Genomic DNA, 15,193 nt, shown 5'->3' on the forward strand with positions numbered 1-15,193 from the left:
TTATGGGTGGTTATTTTTCCGGCGGCAAGGCAATCACCCGGCCGATCCAGGCGGGAGCGGGGAGGTCGGCCTGCTCGGCGGCTATGGCTCGCAGCCTGTTTAGCACCGGTTCGCTGAACGGCGCCGAGCGCGGGCCGGCGAGGTCGACGTGGAGCAGCATCTGCTCGTTGCCGGCCAGTTCCAGGTCGTCACCGACCTTGTGCAGGCTGTGGTACAGGTGCAGGCGCTTGCGGTCGTGGCCGATGATCTGGGTGCGTACTTCGACCTCGGTATCGAGCTTTACTTCATGCAGGTAATTGAGGTGCAGCTCCAGGGTGAACAGCGAGTTGCCGCTGGCTTCGCGGTGGTTGCTGTCCATGCCCAGCTGGTCCATCAGGGCGTCGGTGGCGTAGCTGAAAATCAGCAGGTAGAAGGCGTCCCGCAGGTGGCCGTTGTAATCGACCCAGTCGGGGCTGATGCGGGTGGTGTAGGTGGTGAGTGCGGGCATGTCATGGGCTCACGAAAAGGGCGGGCTGAAACCCTGTAGCCGCTGCCGCAGGCTGTTCCGAGGGCCGCAAGGGCGCGTCTCCTTCGGAGCCGATCGCAGCCTGCGGCAGCGGCTACAGGGATGGGCATCAGGGTTATTCGCTGAAGCTCATGCCGTGCTTGGCCTTGGTGGTTTTCACCGCTTCGAGCACGGCGAGCAGGCAGTCATCACGATAGCGCTCCAGCGCTGAAATGCTGTGTGTGCCGAGCTGCTCGGCGGTGCCCTCGACCACGTCGTCGATCAGCTTGTCGGTCAGTTCCGGGGCTGGCAGGTAGGTCCATGGCAGCTGCAGGGCCGGGCCGAACTGGGCCATGAAGTGACGCATGCCGGCATCGCCCCCGGCCAGGGTGTAGGTCAGGAAGGTGCCCATGAACGACCAGCGCAGGCCGGCGCCGAAGCGGATCGCGTCGTCGATCTCGCCGGTGGTGGCGACGCCATCGTTGACCAGGTGCAGGGCCTCGCGCCATAGGGCTTCCAGCAGGCGGTCGGCGATAAAACCCGGGACTTCCTTGCGTACATGCAGCGGGCGCATGCCAAGGGATTCATAGACCTTGATCGCGGCCTGCACGGCTTCTGGCGCAGTGTTCTTGCCGCCGACCACTTCCACCAGCGGCAGCAGGTACACCGGGTTGAACGGGTGGCCGACCACGCAGCGTTCCGGGTGGGTGGAACTCTCGTAGAACTCGCTCGGCAGCAGGCCGGAGGTGCTGGAGCCGATCAGCGCATTGGGCTTGGCCGCGGCGCTGATCTTGGCGTGCAGCTCGAGCTTCAGTTCCAGGCGTTCCGGGGCGCTTTCCTGGATGAAGTCGGCGTCTTTCACGCACTCCTCGATGGTCGCGACAAAGCGCAGGCGATCCTGGGAAGCGCCGGGTGCCAGGCCCTGTTTCTCCAGGGCGCCCCAGGCATTGGCCACGCGCTTGCGCAGGGCCGCCTCGGCGCCGGGCGCCGGGTCCCAGGCCACCACGTCCAGGCCGTGGGCGAGGGCGCGCGCTACCCAGCCGCTGCCGATGACACCGCTGCCCAGGGCTGCGAAGGTTTTGATCTCGGTGATAAAGCTCATGGTCATTTCCTGAAAGAGTTGTAGACCTCTGTAGGAGCGGAGCTTGCCCGCGATGGGATCTTCCAGACGCAGAAACTGCATTGGATGTCCCCGTTTTTCGCGGGCAAGTCGGATCGCCGCCCGCTCGCTCCTACAGAAGAAGGGATATCGGGGTCAGCCGCGCTTGCTCAGGCCCATCTTGGCCCGGCCCTCGGCCGGGGTCAGGACGCGGGCGCCGAGGCGGCTGAGGATCTCGCTGGCGCGTTCCACCAGCTGGCCGTTGGTCGCCAGCACGCCTTTATCCAGCCACAGGTTGTCCTCCAGGCCGACCCGCACGTTGCCGCCCAGCAGCACCGCCTGCGCGGCCATCGGCATCTGCATGCGGCCGATACCGAAGCCGGCCCAGACCGCGCCCGCCGGCAGGTTGTCGACCATGGCCTTCATGGTGGTGGTGTCGGCCGGCGCACCCCAGGGAATACCCAGGCACAGCTGGAACAGCGGGTCGTCCAGCAGGCCCTCCTTGATCATCTGCTTGGCGAACCACAGGTGGCCGGTGTCGAAGATTTCCAGCTCGGCCTTCACCCCCAGTTCCTGGATGCGTTTGGCGCCGGCGCGCAGTTGCGCCGGGGTGGACACGTAAATGGTGTCGCCGTCGCCGAAGTTCAGGGTGCCGCAGTCCAGGGTGCAGATTTCCGGCAGCAGCTCCTCGACGTGGGCCAGACGGGTCAGTGGGCCGACCAGGTCGGTATTGGGGCCGAACTCCATCGGGTTCTCGCCGGCGCCGATCTCCAGGTCGCCGCCCATGCCGGCGGTGAGGTTGACGATGATGTCGACGTCCGCCTCGCGGATACGCTCCATCACTTCCCGGTACAGCGCGACATCGCGGCTGAACTTGCCGGTTTCCGGGTTGCGCACGTGGCAGTGGACCACGGTGGCGCCGGCCTTGGCCGCTTCCACCGCGGCGGCGGCAATCTGTTTCGGGGTGACCGGCACGTGGGGGCTCTTGGCGGTCGTGTCGCCAGCACCGGTGAGTGCGCAGGTGATGATGACGTCGTGGTTCATGGTGCGGTTCCTTACAAGCGTGGTGAGCCACTGCGAAGCCGTTTGGCGCTGCGCAGAGGGAGTCCGGGGTGGTTATTTGCTAGTCAGTTTCAGGTTGTCGGCGGCCGGCTTGCCGTCGAAGGTGGTGACCCCTTCGAGCCAGCGCTGCTTGTCCTGAGGATGGTCGGCCAGCCATTGCTTGGCCGACTCCAGGGCGTCCTTGTGGTCGAGCAGCGGCTGCATCATGCGGCTCTCGTCCTCGGCGCTGAAGGTCAGGTTGCTCAGCAGCCGGCTGACGTTCGGGCACTGTTCGGCATAGGTCGGCGCGGTAACGGTCCACACCGTGGCCATGCCTTCGTTCGGGCCCAGGGCGTCGTCGCTGCCGGTGAGGTAGGTCATCTGCACGTTGACGTTCATCGGGTGCGGCGCCCAGCCGAAGAACACAACGGCTTCCTTGCGTCGTACCGCGCGATCCACCGCCGCGAGCATGCCGGCCTCGCTGGATTCGACCAGCTGGAATTTGCCCAGGCCGAACTGGTTCTTGGTGATCATCGCCTTGATCTGGGTATTGGCGCCCGAGCCGGGCTCGATGCCGTAGATCTTGCCGCCCAGTTCCTTCTCGAACTTGGCGATGTCGGCGAAAGTCTTCAGGCCCTTGTCCGCCAGGTAGGTGGGCACGGCGAGGGTGGCGCGGGCGTCCTTGAGGCTGGGCTCGGCCAGCACCTTGACCTGCTTGGCGTCGACGAACGGGGTGATGGTCTGGGTCATCAACGGGTTCCAGTAGCCGAGGAACAGGTCCAGGCGCTGGTCGCGGATGCCGGCGAAAATGATCTGCTGCGAGGCGCTGGTCTGCTTGGTCTTGTAGCCGAGGCCGTCGAGCAGCACCTGGGCCATGGCGCTGGTGGCGATCACGTCGGTCCAGTTGACCACGCCGAGGCGCACGTTCTGGCAGCTGGCGGCGTCGGCGGCCATGGCGCCGGAGCTGAGAAAGACAGTACCGCTGAGTGCAAGGACGCAGCTGCTGATCAGTCGTTTCATGAAGGTTTCCTCGGCAGGTCGTTATTGTCGGTTCCGGCGTCTATGTGCGCCGGTGATGCCACGTTACGCAGCCGGCGAGCGCTGAAAACGCACAGCGGCGACCGGCTCTTGCACTGCAGCGACCTTCGTCTTGAACCTGGCGTAGAAACGGCGTATCACAGTGGCCACGCTGCCCGTTATCCGAGTGCGTTCCATGTCCCAGGATTTCTATTTCTTGCTGATGCCGGGCTTCTCGGCCATCGGGTTCATCTCGGCCATCGAGCCGCTGCGCGTGGCCAATCGCTTTCGCGGTGAGCTGTATCGTTGGCATGTGCTGAGCACCGATGGCGGCGCGGTATTGGCGAGCAACGGCATGTCGGTCAACGCCGATGCGGCGCTGGAGCCGTTGAAGAAAGGCGCGACTCTGCTGGTGGTGGCCGGCTTCGAGCCGCTGAAGTTCCTCACCCCGGCGTTGGTGCACTGGTTGCGTCGCCTGGATGTGGAGGGCGTGACCCTGGGCGGCATCGACACCGGCAGCGTGGTCCTGGCCGAAGCCGGGCTGCTCGAAGGCCACCGCGTGACCCTGCACTGGGAAGCGATCGAGGCGTTCAAGGAGTCCTATCCCCAGCTCAGCGTGACCCAGGAGCTGTTCGAGATCGACCGGCGGCGCATCACCTCGGCTGGCGGCACCGCGTCCATTGACATGATGCTCGACCTGATCGGCCAGGCCCACGGCCCGGAGCTGGCGATCCAGGTCAGCGAACAGTTCGTGCTCGGGCGCATCCGTCCGCGCAAGGACCACCAACGGATGGAGGTCGCCACCCGCTACGGCATCCGCAACAAGAAGCTGGTGCAGGTGATCGGCGAGATGGAACAGCACAGCGAGCCGCCCCTGAGCACCCTGCAGCTGGCCGAATCGATCAAGGTCACCCGGCGTCAGCTCGAACGCCTGTTCCGCCTGCACCTGAACGACACCCCGAGCAATTTCTACCTGGGGCTGCGCCTGGAAAAGGCCCGGCAACTGCTGCGCCAGACCGACATGAGCGTGCTGGAAGTCAGCATCGCCTGCGGCTTCGAATCACCCTCGTATTTCACCCGCAGCTATCGCGCGCGTTTTGCCCAGTGCCCGCGGGAAGACCGGCGCCAAAGCCTGAAGGCCTGAGCTGCCATCTGATGCCGCCCCTGTAGGAGCGAGGCTTGCCCGCGATGGCGGCCTGTCTGCCCCAACGTGTTGTCCGCATCGCGAGCAAGCTGCGCTCCTACAGAAGCAGAGAGCGTTTATTTTTTCAGCAATGCCGCACAGGCGGTCTTGTACGCCTCGTGTTGATACTTGTTCAGCGTCGCCGGCAGGTTGAAGTTGTGCTTTTTGTTCTGCGCATTGATGGTCTGCGGTGACAGCAGGGTCACCTCGCAGTTGTCCAGCAACTGGAACACGCCTTCGATCTTGAAGGTGGTCGGGCCGCCGGCGAATTCACCTTTTTTGCTGCGTTTCTTGATGGCGATGCGGCTGATGCCGTTGTCGCGGACAAAGGCTGCGACCTGGGTGGCGAAGGCTTTGACGTTGGCGGCCTCGTCATCGTCGTCCAGGGCGATTTTCTTGCAGGCGTTGGCCAGGTGTTGCGCCGTGCCGTCTTGCAGGGTGGCCATGGCGAAGATGGCTTCGCTGCCTTTGATTTCGATGCCGCAGATGCTCATGGAAAGACCTTTTTCTCGGTGAATGGCGTGCAGCTTACAGTTCCAGCTGGTCGGCGCGAATGCCGAAGGCGGCGGCGATCTTCTCGCGGGTGGCGCGACGGGGCTTGGCGACGCTTTCCTGCTGGGCGAAGGCCGGCTGGGAAATGCCCAGGCGCCTGGCGACCTCGTCCTGGGTCAGGTGCAGGTGTTCGCGCCAGGCGCGGATTGGCGTGGCGCCGTCGACCATGCGGCTGACCACGTCATGGGGGATCAGGTCCGGCTCCTGCTGTTGCGCCACATAGTGCGCATAAGGGATCACCACGAACGCCGGCTTGCCGTCCGTGCCATTGATGATCTGGATGTCAGTAGGTGCGTTCGTCACGTTTCTTGACCTCTTGGATACTGACCACTCTGATAGCGCCATCCCAGTCGAACAGGATTCGATAGTTGCCCACTCGCAGGCGATAGGCATAGGTATGGCCGCTGAGCGCCTTGACGTTGCCGGTATCGGGCATGCCGCCGAGCAAGGTCACCGCATCGCGGATCTGTACCTGGTGGGCGCTGTGCAATCGCAGCAGTTGTTTGACGGCCTTACGGGTCCACAGGATGCTGTTCATGAACGAATATAAGCCTTTTATAAGATTAATCAATCTTTACTTATATTCGCCCGCGGGCCAAGGCAGGAACCTTGTCCAGGTATTGCTCATGGCTTGTTACAGCCGTGAGAGGAGGGTGTTCAGCGGTGGTGTATCGAGTGTCGCTGGTCGCTCCTACAGGCGTAGGAGCGAGGCTTGCCCGCGATAGCGGTATTCCTGTCATCGGAAATCTTGCGGCCGACCCGTTACTCCTGCCCGATCGACTCAAGAAACTCCGACCGTTCATCGCTCATGCGCGCCAGGCAATCGGCCTGGGCAATGCCGTAGGCCTTGCTGCCGGGTTTGGCGGGGAAAGTGTCGACGGCGCAGTCGGCGTCGCGCTGTTTCTGCCACAGCTGCTGGGCGTTCTGGACCTTGGCGGTGATGTCGGCCAACTGCGCCTTGTCGCTGCCGTATTGCGTGCCCAGGCGTTCGAGCAGGCCCTGCAGGTTGTCGCTCAGCAGTTGCTCGGCGGTGGTTTTGTTGAAGGTGGCGCATTCCAGAGTCTGTTGGTCCTGTTCGACGCTGTCGCACGGAGAGTTGTCGGCCTCTTCAGCCGCCTGTGCGCCAGTCGCCAGCAGTGCCAAAGCCAGGAAGATCGATTTCATTGCGTCGTAGCCCCCTCTAATCCAGTGATGCGGCGGATTCTGGCCCATGCGCATGACAAAGAACAGATGGGGCAAGGGACGCCCGGCAGACCCTTTGTCGCGGATTGACGCTTTCGGCAATTCCCCTGTCGTTTTTGCACCCGGCTGCCCGGGCACCGAGGCATATGCTGACCCAAAGCGCCGGCAGACGATTCGGCGCATGAATTGCCAATAAGGGGACTGCCTGATGAGCCCAGCCGAATTGCACGCCGACAGCATCGTTATCGACGGGCTGATCATTGCCAAGTGGAACCGTGAGCTGTTCGAAGACATGCGTAAAGGCGGCCTGACCGCGGCCAACTGCACCGTGTCGGTGTGGGAGGGCTTCCAGGCCACGGTCAACAACATCGCCTCCAGCCAGAAGCTGATCCGCGAGAACAGTGACCTGGTGATGCCGGTGCGCACCACCGCCGACATCCGCAAGGCCAAGGAACTGGGCAAGACCGGCATCCTTTTCGGCTTCCAGAATGCCCACGCCTACGAGGACCAGATCGGCTACGTCGAGGTGTTCAAGCAACTGGGCGTGGGTATCGTGCAGATGTGCTACAACACCCAGAACCTGGTGGGTACTGGCTGCTACGAGCGCGACGGCGGCCTGTCGGGTTTTGGCCGCGAGATCGTCGCCGAGATGAACCGCGTCGGCGTCATGTGCGACCTGTCCCACGTCGGCTCCAAGACTTCCGAGGAAGTCATCCTCGAATCGAAGAAGCCGGTCTGCTACTCCCACTGCCTGCCGTCGGGCCTCAAAGAGCACCCGCGCAACAAGTCCGATGAAGAACTGAAGTTCATCGCCGACCACGGTGGTTTCGTCGGCGTGACCATGTTCGCGCCATTCCTGGCCAAGGGCATCGATTCGACCATCGACGACTATGCCGAAGCCATCGAATACACCATGAACATCGTCGGCGAAGACGCCATCGGCATCGGCACCGACTTCACCCAGGGCCATGGCCAGGACTTCTTCGAATACCTGACCCACGACAAGGGCTACGCCCGTCGCCTGACCAACTTCGGCAAGATCATCAACCCGCTGGGCATCCGCACCGTGGGCGAGTTCCCCAACCTCACCGAGACCCTGCTCAAGCGCGGTCACTCCGAGCGTGTGGTGCGCAAGATCATGGGCGAGAACTGGGTCAATGTCCTGAAGGACGTCTGGGGCGAATAACGCCAACCATCAACTGAATCGTTAGACGCAACGCTATCCCTGTAGCCGCTGCCGAAGGCTGCGATCGGCTGCGCAGCAGTCGTGCTCTCAAGGCCGCCATGAAGGTTCTTCGAACCTTATCGCAGCCTGCGGCAGCGGCTACAGGATGGCGTCAACAACACTGAATTCCGGAGTTTTGAAACATGGCCAAGATCGCCCCGCAACTGCCCATCGAAGTCGACAGCGAAACCGGTGTCTGGACCTCCGACGCCCTGCCGATGCTGTACGTGCCGCGTCACTTCTTCGTCAACAACCACATCGGTATCGAGGAAGTGCTGGGCGCCGAAGCCTATGCCGAGATTCTCTACAAGGCCGGCTACAAATCCGCCTGGCACTGGTGCGAAAAAGAAGCCGAATGCCACGGCCTGGAAGGCGTCGCGGTGTTCGAGCACTACATGAAGCGCCTGTCGCAGCGTGGCTGGGGCCTGTTCAAGATCCAGGACATCGACCTCGACAAGGGCACCGCCAGCGTCAAGCTCGAACACTCGGCCTTTGTCTATGTGTACGGCAAGGTCGGGCGCAAGGTCGACTACATGTTCACCGGCTGGTTCGCCGGCGCCATGGATCAGATTCTGGCCGCTCGCGGTAGCAAGATCCGCACCGTTGCCGAACAGGTCTACGGCGGTTCCGAAGAAGGCCACGACGATGGCCTGTTCACCGTCAAGCCGTTGTAAGCGGAGTTAAGAAAAATGGCTTTCGAAGCGATGTTCCAGCCGATCCAGATCGGCAAACTGACCATCCGCAACCGGGTGCTCAGCACCGCGCACGCCGAGGTCTACGCCACCGACGGCGGCATGACCACCGACCGCTACGTGAAGTATTACGAAGAGAAAGCCAAGGGCGGTATCGGCCTGGCGATCTGTGGCGGTTCGTCCGTGGTGGCCATCGACAGCCCGCAGGAATGGTGGAGCTCGGTGAACCTGTCCACCGACCGCATCATTCCGCACTTCCAGAACCTGGCTGATGCCATGCACAAGCATGGCGCCAAGATCATGATCCAGATTACCCACATGGGCCGCCGCTCGCGTTGGGACGGTTTCAACTGGCCGACCTTGATGTCGCCGTCGGGCATCCGTGAACCGGTGCACCGCGCCACCTGCAAGACCATCGAGCCGGAAGAGATCTGGCGGGTGATCGGCAACTACGCCCAGGCCGCGCGCCGGGCCAAGGCCGGCGGCCTGGACGGCGTCGAGCTGTCCGCCGTGCACCAGCACATGATCGACCAGTTCTGGAGCCCGCGGGTCAACAAGCGGACCGACGAATGGGGCGGCACTTTCGAAGGCCGGATGAAGTTCGGCCTGGAAGTGCTCAAGGCAGTGCGCGCCGAGGTCGGTGACGATTTCTGCGTGGGCATGCGGATCTGCGGTGACGAGTTCCACCCGGACGGCCTGTCCCATGAGGACATGAAGCAGATCGCCAAGTATTACGACGACACCGGCATGCTCGATTTCATCGGCGTCGTGGGCTCGGGTTGCGACACCCACAACACCCTGGCCAACGTGATTCCGAACATGAGTTATCCACCGGAGCCGTTCCTGCACCTGGCTGCCGGCATCAAGGAAGTGGTCAAGGTCCCGGTACTGCACGCGCAGAACATCAAGGACCCGAACCAGGCTACCCGTATCCTGGAAGGCGGCTATGTCGACATGGTCGGCATGACCCGCGCGCACATTGCCGACCCGCACCTGATCGCCAAGATCAAGATGGGCCAGATCGACCAGATCAAGCAGTGCGTGGGCGCCAACTACTGCATCGACCGCCAGTACCAGGGCCTTGACGTGCTGTGCATCCAGAACGCCGCGACCTCCCGTGAATACCTGGGCGTGCCACACATCATCGAGAAATCCACCGGGCCGAAACGCAAGGTGGTGGTGGTTGGCGCCGGTCCTGCCGGCATGGAGTCGGCGCGGGTGGCCGCCGAACGGGGCCACGACGTGACCCTGTTCGAGAAGAAAGAGGCCATCGGCGGGCAGATCACCACTGCCGCGAAAGCGCCGCAACGCGACCAGATCGCCGGCATCACCCGCTGGTACCAGCTGGAGCTGGCACGGCTGAAGGTCGACCTGCGCCTGGGGACCGCGGCCGATGCCGAGACCATCCTCGACCTGCGTCCGGACATCGTGGTGCTGGCCGTCGGCGGGCATCCGTTCCTCGAACAGAACGAACACTGGGGCGCCGCCGAAGGGCTGGTGGTCAGCAGCTGGGACGTGCTCGACGGCAAGGTCGCTCCGGGCAAGAACGTGCTGGTCTACGACACCATTTGCGAGTTCACCGGCATGTCGGTGGCCGACTTCCTCGCCGACAAGGGCAGCCAGGTCGAAATCGTCACCGACGACATCAAGCCGGGCGTGGCCATCGGCGGTACGTCGTTCCCGACCTACTACCGCAGCATGTACCCCAAAGAAGTGATCATGACCGGCGACATGATGCTGGAAAAGGTCTACCGCGAAGGCGACAAGCTGGTGGCGGTGCTGGAGAACGAATACACCGGCGCCAAAGAGGAGCGGGTGGTCGACCAGGTGGTGGTGGAGAACGGCGTGCGGCCTGACGAAGCGATCTACTACGCGCTCAAGGAAGGTTCGCGCAACAAGGGCCAGGTCGACGTCGAAGCACTGTTCGCGATCAAGCCACAGCCTTCGTTGAGCCAGGCGGGCGACGGTTATCTGCTGTTCCGCATCGGTGACTGCGTGGCGCAGCGCAACACCCACGCGGCCATCTATGACGCCCTGCGGATCTGCAAGGATTTCTAAGCGCTTGTGGATAACCCTGTAGGAGCGAGGCTTGCCCGCGAGGACGTGCTGACATTCGCCATGGATGTCGGCAGATCCATTGCTTTCGCGGGCAAGCCTCGCTCCTACAGAGGACGAGCAAGTCATCCAGGTAGTTAAGCCCGAGGTCTTTGGGAGCTCCACCATGTTGAACACCCTTCTTCCCATCCTGCTGTTCGCAGCCATAGGCCTGGCTGTCCTGGGCGCGTTGCGGCGGGTGGCCATGTGGCGCCGGGGCCGTGCGTCCAAGGTCGACCTGATCGGCGGCCTGCTGGCCATGCCCAAGCGCTACATGGTCGACCTGCACCATGTGGTGGCGCGGGACAAATACATCGCCAACACCCACGTGGCCACCGCCGGTGGCGCGGTGGCGTCCATCGTGCTGGCGATTCTGGTGCACGGTTTCGGCCTGCATAACCGCATCCTCGGTTACGCCTTGCTGCTGATGTCGGCGGTGATGTTCGTCGGCGCGATCTTCGTCTACCTGCGCCGCCGCAACCCGCCGGCGCGCCTGTCGAAAGGCCCGTGGATGCGCCTGCCGAAAAGCCTGCTGGCGTTCTCGGCGTCGTTCTTCCTGGTGACCCTGCCGGTGGCCGGGATCCTTCCGGAAAACTTCGGTGGCTGGGTACTGGCGGTGATTCTCGGCATCGGCGTGCTGTGGGGCGTGTCCGAGCTGTTCTTCGGCATGACCTGGGGCGGCCCGATGAAGCACGCCTTCGCCGGTGCCCTGCACCTGGCCTGGCACCGTCGCGCCGAACGCTTCGGTGGCGGCCGTTCCACCGGCCTCAAGCCGCTGGACCTGGAAGACCCGAACGCCCCGCTGGGCGTGGAAAAACCCAAGGATTTCACCTGGAACCAGCTGCTGGGCTTCGACGCCTGCGTGCAGTGCGGTAAATGCGAAGCCGCGTGCCCGGCCTTTGCCGCCGGCCAGCCGCTGAACCCGAAAAAACTGATCCAGGACATGGTGGTTGGCCTGGCGGGCGGTACCGACGCCAAGTTCGCTGGCAGCCCGTATCCGGGTAAACCGATTGGCGAACACAGCGGCAATCCGCACCAGCCGATCGTCAACGGCCTGGTGGACGCCGAGACCCTGTGGTCCTGCACCACTTGCCGCGCTTGCGTCGAGGAATGCCCGATGATGATCGAGCACGTCGATGCCATCGTCGACATGCGCCGTCACCTGACCCTGGAAAAGGGCGCGACCCCGAACAAGGGCGCCGAAGTCCTGGAAAACCTGATCGCCACCGACAACCCGGGCGGTTTTGCCCCGGGCGGGCGGATGAACTGGGCGGCGGACCTCAACCTGGCGCTGCTGGGCGAGAAGAAAACCACCGACGTGCTGTTCTGGGTTGGCGACGGCGCGTTCGACATGCGCAACCAGCGCACCCTGCGCGCCTTCGTCAAAGTGCTGAAAGCGGCCAAGGTCGACTTCGCGGTACTGGGGCTGGAAGAACGCGACAGCGGCGACGTGGCCCGGCGCCTGGGCGACGAGGCGACCTTCCAGCTGCTGGCCAAGCGCAATATCCAGACCCTGGCCAAGTACAGCTTCAAGCGCATCGTCACCTGCGACCCCCACAGTTTCCATGTGCTGAAAAACGAATACGGCGCCCTGGGGGGCGAGTACGTGGTGCAGCACCACAGCACCTACATGGCCGAGCTGATCGCCGGCGGCGCCTTGAATCTGGGCCAGCACAAGGGCAACAGCGTGACCTATCACGACCCGTGCTACCTGGGCCGCTACAACGGCGAGTACGAAGCGCCGCGGGAAGTGCTGCGGGCGCTGGGGATCGAGGTCAAGGAAATGCAACGTTCCGGTTTCCGCTCGCGCTGCTGCGGCGGTGGCGGCGGCGCGCCGATCACCGACATTCCGGGCAAGCAGCGGATCCCCGACATGCGCATGGACGACATCCGCGAAACCGGCGCCGAGCTGGTGGCCGTGGGTTGTCCACAATGCACCGCGATGCTTGAAGGCGTGGTCGAACCGCGACCGCTGATCAAGGACATCGCCGAACTGGTGGCCGACGCCTTGCTGGAAGACGCCGCGTCGGGCAAACCGGCCGCCCCGGCCAAACGTGAACCTGCGGAGGCCCACTGATGAGCGACATTATCCGCCGCGACCCGCGGGCCGAATGGATCGCCCGCAACCGCCTGCACCCGCTGCACGCGGCCATGCAGCCGGCGCAGCACAGCTGGATGGGGCCCAACGGCATCATCCGCAAGAACCCCCACGGGATCGGTTTTATCGGCCCCAACGGCATCAAGCGCATCGACCGCAGCGGCGCCCAGCAGGGCGGGGCGGTCAAGCGCAGCGCCGCGGTCGAAGTCCAGCTGCCGCTGCATCAGGTGGCGCAGCCGGCGTTCTACATCAGCGTGGTGCCGGACATGGTCGGCGGCCGCCTGAGCAGCCACGACCGCGATCTTCTGGGCCTGGCCCATCAACTGGCCGGCAAGGACGGCGCGGTGCTGGCGGTGGTGTTCGGCGAGCACAAGGAAAACGCCTTCGCCACGGCCGGCGTCGACCGCCTGCTGGTGCTGGAAGGCAACGAATTCAGCGGTTATGCACCGGAGCAACGGGTCCAGGGCCTGCGGGCTGTGGATAACCAGTTCAGCCCACGCCACTGGTTGCTGCCCGACAGCCGTACCGGTGGCGGCGAACTGGGCCGACGCTTTGCCGCGGCCCTGGGCGAACGCCCGGCCACGCGGGTCTGGCAGGTCAAGGACGAGCAGTGCATCGGCCGCGCCGGTGCTGGCTTGCAGGACCTGGCCCGACCGTTGGCACGCCTGATCCTGGCCGCCGCCGAATGCGCCGAGCCGGTCAGCGAAACCCGCCACGAAGCCCTGCCGGTGGAGTTATCCACAACGGTGGCGCGCAGCCTGGCGCGGATCGAGGACCTGGGCGCGGTGGCGGTGGACCCGGCGGCGATTCCCATGGCCGAGGCCGAATTCATTTTCTCCGGCGGCAACGGGGTCAAGGACTGGGAGCTTTTCCACCGGACCGCCGCGGCCCTGGGCGCCACCGAAGGCGCGTCGCGGGTGGCGGTGGACGACGGCTTCATGGCCCGCGACCGTCAGGTCGGCGCCTCGGGCACCTGGGTCACCGCCCGGGTGTACGTGGCGGTGGGGATTTCCGGGGCGATCCAGCACCTGCAGGGCATCGGTGCCTGCGACAAGGTGGTGGCGATCAACCTCGATCCGGGCTGCGACATGATCAAACGCGCCGACCTGTCGGTGATTGGCGAAAGCGCCGAGCTTCTTCAAGCCTTGATCGCGGCGGTAGAGGCCTACCGCAACGGCGCCAAGCGCGATGCGGCTTAAGGGAAGGATAGGGTTATGAGTACTAATGTGATCAGCCTGGTGTCCATCGGCGCCCACCCGACTTCCGGCCGCCCACGGCGTGCCGAGCAGGATGCGCGGGCGGTCGAGTTGGGGCTGCAACTGGCTGGGGACAGGCTGCAGGTGCTGCACGCCGGCGATATCGCCGAGCCGGCCCTGCGCGCGTACCTGGGCATGGGCCTGGAACAGATGCACGTGTTGGAGCAGCCGGCCGGTGCCGATGCGCTGCCGGCGCTGACCGATTATCTGCGCGATGCCGGGGCACAAGTGGTGCTTACCGGCAGCCAGGCGGAAACCGGCGAAGGTTCGGGCATGCTGCCGTTCCTGCTGGCGGAGAACCTCGGCTGGCCGCTGGTGGTGGGCCTGGCCCAGGTGGAGTCCATCGACGGCGGCGTGGCCCTGGTGCTGCAAGCCTTGCCGCGCGGCCAGCGCCGTCGGCTGAAGGTGCGCCTGCCGTTCCTCGCCACTGTGGATAACGCCGCGCCCAAGCCACGGCAGAGCGCCTACGGCCCGGCCCGACGCGGGGTGCTGCAGGCGCGGCAGGTGGAAGTGCTCGACGATGAGTTATTCACCAGTGCCACCCTGCAACCGGCCAAGCCCCGGCCCAAGCGCCTGAAAGTGATCAAGGCCAAGAGCGGCGCCGACCGCATGAAGGCCGCAACCGCCAAGGCTAGCGGCGGTGGTGGTCAGGTGCTCAAGGGCGTCAGCGCCGAAGCTGGGGCCGAGGCGATCCTCAAGCTGCTGATCGAAGAAGGCATGGTCCGTTAGGGCCAGGCCTGTCGCTCCACCGTTATCGCGAGCAAGCTTCGCTCCTACAGGGTGCGGCTTGCCTGCGATTGATTCCTCCCCTGTATCCACGGTTACCCACAATCCCTGTGCGCGCCTCTATGGATAAGATGTTTGTCCCTCTCTGCAAGCCTCGCCAATCAAGCGCTGCAGCGCGTTGTACGAAAAACGATCAAGCTAAGTCGAGGTTTTTTCGAAGGTTTTTCTGTGGATAAGGAATTCCCTCGCTCCTCTGTCGCCGGCGAGTTGCCCCCAAAGTCTGTTGGCCTCTTTGTGGATAAGATGTTCGCTATCCGCTGAGAGCCTTATAAACAGCGGCTTTTAGAAGGCTGATCAAAAAATACTCAACTCTGGGGTTTTGCCCTGCCGGCAGCACTGAAACCTCGATATTTCGCGCTATTCGGCGGTTTTCCACAGCTTGCCGCCCTTTGCTGTGAAGTTGCCCCCAAAGTCTGTTGGCGCTTCTGTGGATAAGGTGTTCGCCTTCGCCTGCGGGCCTTTAAATACGTGGCTTGCAGAGTAT

The 15,193-nt window shown here is 64.0% G+C and carries 15 protein-coding genes; 7 read left to right on the plus strand and 8 right to left on the minus strand.

All coding sequences use genetic code 11. The features are described from left to right. Nucleotides 1–10: 10 nt before the first annotated feature. From J4D52_RS07560 to choX, 4 genes are all read right to left on the minus strand, one after another. On the minus strand, nt 11–487 hold the full coding sequence (locus tag J4D52_RS07560; RefSeq protein WP_038575184.1) for a thioesterase family protein: 477 nt from the start codon (nt 485–487) through the stop codon (nt 11–13). Nucleotides 488–620: 133 nt separating this feature from the next. Further along, nucleotides 621–1,586, minus strand: a complete 966-nt coding sequence (locus tag J4D52_RS07565) for an L-carnitine dehydrogenase (protein WP_102676409.1) — start codon at nt 1,584–1,586, stop codon at nt 621–623. A 153-nt stretch (nt 1,587–1,739) separates the two neighbouring features. Then, the gene (locus tag J4D52_RS07570) at nt 1,740–2,627 is read right to left on the minus strand and encodes a 3-keto-5-aminohexanoate cleavage protein (RefSeq protein ID WP_025807268.1); all 888 of its coding nucleotides are present in this window, start codon (nt 2,625–2,627) and stop codon (nt 1,740–1,742) included. A 72-nt stretch (nt 2,628–2,699) separates the two neighbouring features. Further along, nucleotides 2,700–3,644 (minus strand): choline ABC transporter substrate-binding protein, encoded by a 945-nt coding sequence (gene choX / locus J4D52_RS07575; protein ID WP_025807269.1) that lies wholly within the window; start codon nt 3,642–3,644, stop codon nt 2,700–2,702. 193 nt (nt 3,645–3,837) lie between these two features. Here choX and J4D52_RS07580 point away from each other — a divergent pair, with 193 nt between their 5' ends. Further along, nucleotides 3,838–4,785, plus strand: coding sequence for a GlxA family transcriptional regulator (locus J4D52_RS07580; protein WP_063433255.1), 948 nt, complete (start codon nt 3,838–3,840; stop codon nt 4,783–4,785). 116 nt (nt 4,786–4,901) lie between these two features. Here J4D52_RS07580 and J4D52_RS07585 read toward each other — a convergent pair whose 3' ends face one another. The 4 genes from J4D52_RS07585 to J4D52_RS07600 form a co-directional block, all read right to left on the minus strand. Continuing rightward, entirely contained in the window at nt 4,902–5,318 is a 417-nt protein-coding gene (locus J4D52_RS07585) for a DUF3010 family protein (RefSeq protein ID WP_063433254.1), read from the minus strand. 34 nt (nt 5,319–5,352) lie between these two features. Continuing rightward, nucleotides 5,353–5,721 carry a helix-turn-helix domain-containing protein gene (locus J4D52_RS07590; protein ID WP_053281210.1) on the minus strand — a complete coding sequence of 123 codons (369 nt, stop codon included), beginning with the start codon at nt 5,719–5,721 and terminating at the stop codon, nt 5,353–5,355. Further along, nucleotides 5,660–5,914: a type II toxin-antitoxin system RelE/ParE family toxin gene (locus J4D52_RS07595; RefSeq protein ID WP_063433253.1), complete on the minus strand. Its 255-nt coding sequence runs from the start codon at nt 5,912–5,914 to the stop codon at nt 5,660–5,662. The genes J4D52_RS07590 and J4D52_RS07595 overlap by 62 nt, the downstream gene beginning before the upstream one ends. A gap of 224 nt (nt 5,915–6,138) precedes the next feature. Further along, nucleotides 6,139–6,540 carry a lysozyme inhibitor LprI family protein gene (locus J4D52_RS07600; protein ID WP_063433252.1) on the minus strand — a complete coding sequence of 134 codons (402 nt, stop codon included), beginning with the start codon at nt 6,538–6,540 and terminating at the stop codon, nt 6,139–6,141. Between the two features lie 226 nt (nt 6,541–6,766). On the opposite strand from J4D52_RS07600, the gene J4D52_RS07605 reads away from it, so the two are divergent. From J4D52_RS07605 to J4D52_RS07630, 6 genes are all read left to right on the plus strand, one after another. Continuing rightward, nucleotides 6,767–7,744 carry a dipeptidase gene (locus J4D52_RS07605; protein WP_007926352.1) on the plus strand — a complete coding sequence of 326 codons (978 nt, stop codon included), beginning with the start codon at nt 6,767–6,769 and terminating at the stop codon, nt 7,742–7,744. A 182-nt stretch (nt 7,745–7,926) separates the two neighbouring features. After that, entirely contained in the window at nt 7,927–8,457 is a 531-nt protein-coding gene (locus J4D52_RS07610) for a DUF5943 domain-containing protein (RefSeq protein ID WP_063433251.1), read from the plus strand. 15 nt (nt 8,458–8,472) lie between these two features. After that, nucleotides 8,473–10,533, plus strand: a complete 2,061-nt coding sequence (gene dgcA / locus J4D52_RS07615; protein ID WP_009051236.1) for a dimethylglycine demethylation protein DgcA — start codon at nt 8,473–8,475, stop codon at nt 10,531–10,533. Between the two features lie 163 nt (nt 10,534–10,696). Next, nucleotides 10,697–12,646: a dimethylglycine demethylation protein DgcB gene (gene dgcB, locus J4D52_RS07620; RefSeq protein WP_063433250.1), complete on the plus strand. Its 1,950-nt coding sequence runs from the start codon at nt 10,697–10,699 to the stop codon at nt 12,644–12,646. Next, entirely contained in the window at nt 12,646–13,866 is a 1,221-nt protein-coding gene (locus J4D52_RS07625; protein ID WP_063433249.1) for an electron transfer flavoprotein subunit alpha/FixB family protein, read from the plus strand. Before dgcB ends, J4D52_RS07625 begins: the two co-directional genes overlap by 1 nt. 15 nt (nt 13,867–13,881) lie before the next feature. Further along, nucleotides 13,882–14,652 (plus strand): electron transfer flavoprotein subunit beta, encoded by a 771-nt coding sequence (locus J4D52_RS07630; RefSeq protein ID WP_102676408.1) that lies wholly within the window; start codon nt 13,882–13,884, stop codon nt 14,650–14,652. Nucleotides 14,653–15,193: the final 541 nt, after the last annotated feature.

This window comes from Pseudomonas sp. GW460-12-10-14-TSB1 (assembly GCF_017349775.1).
In the GTDB taxonomy this organism is placed as follows: domain Bacteria; phylum Pseudomonadota; class Gammaproteobacteria; order Pseudomonadales; family Pseudomonadaceae; genus Aquipseudomonas; species Aquipseudomonas piscium.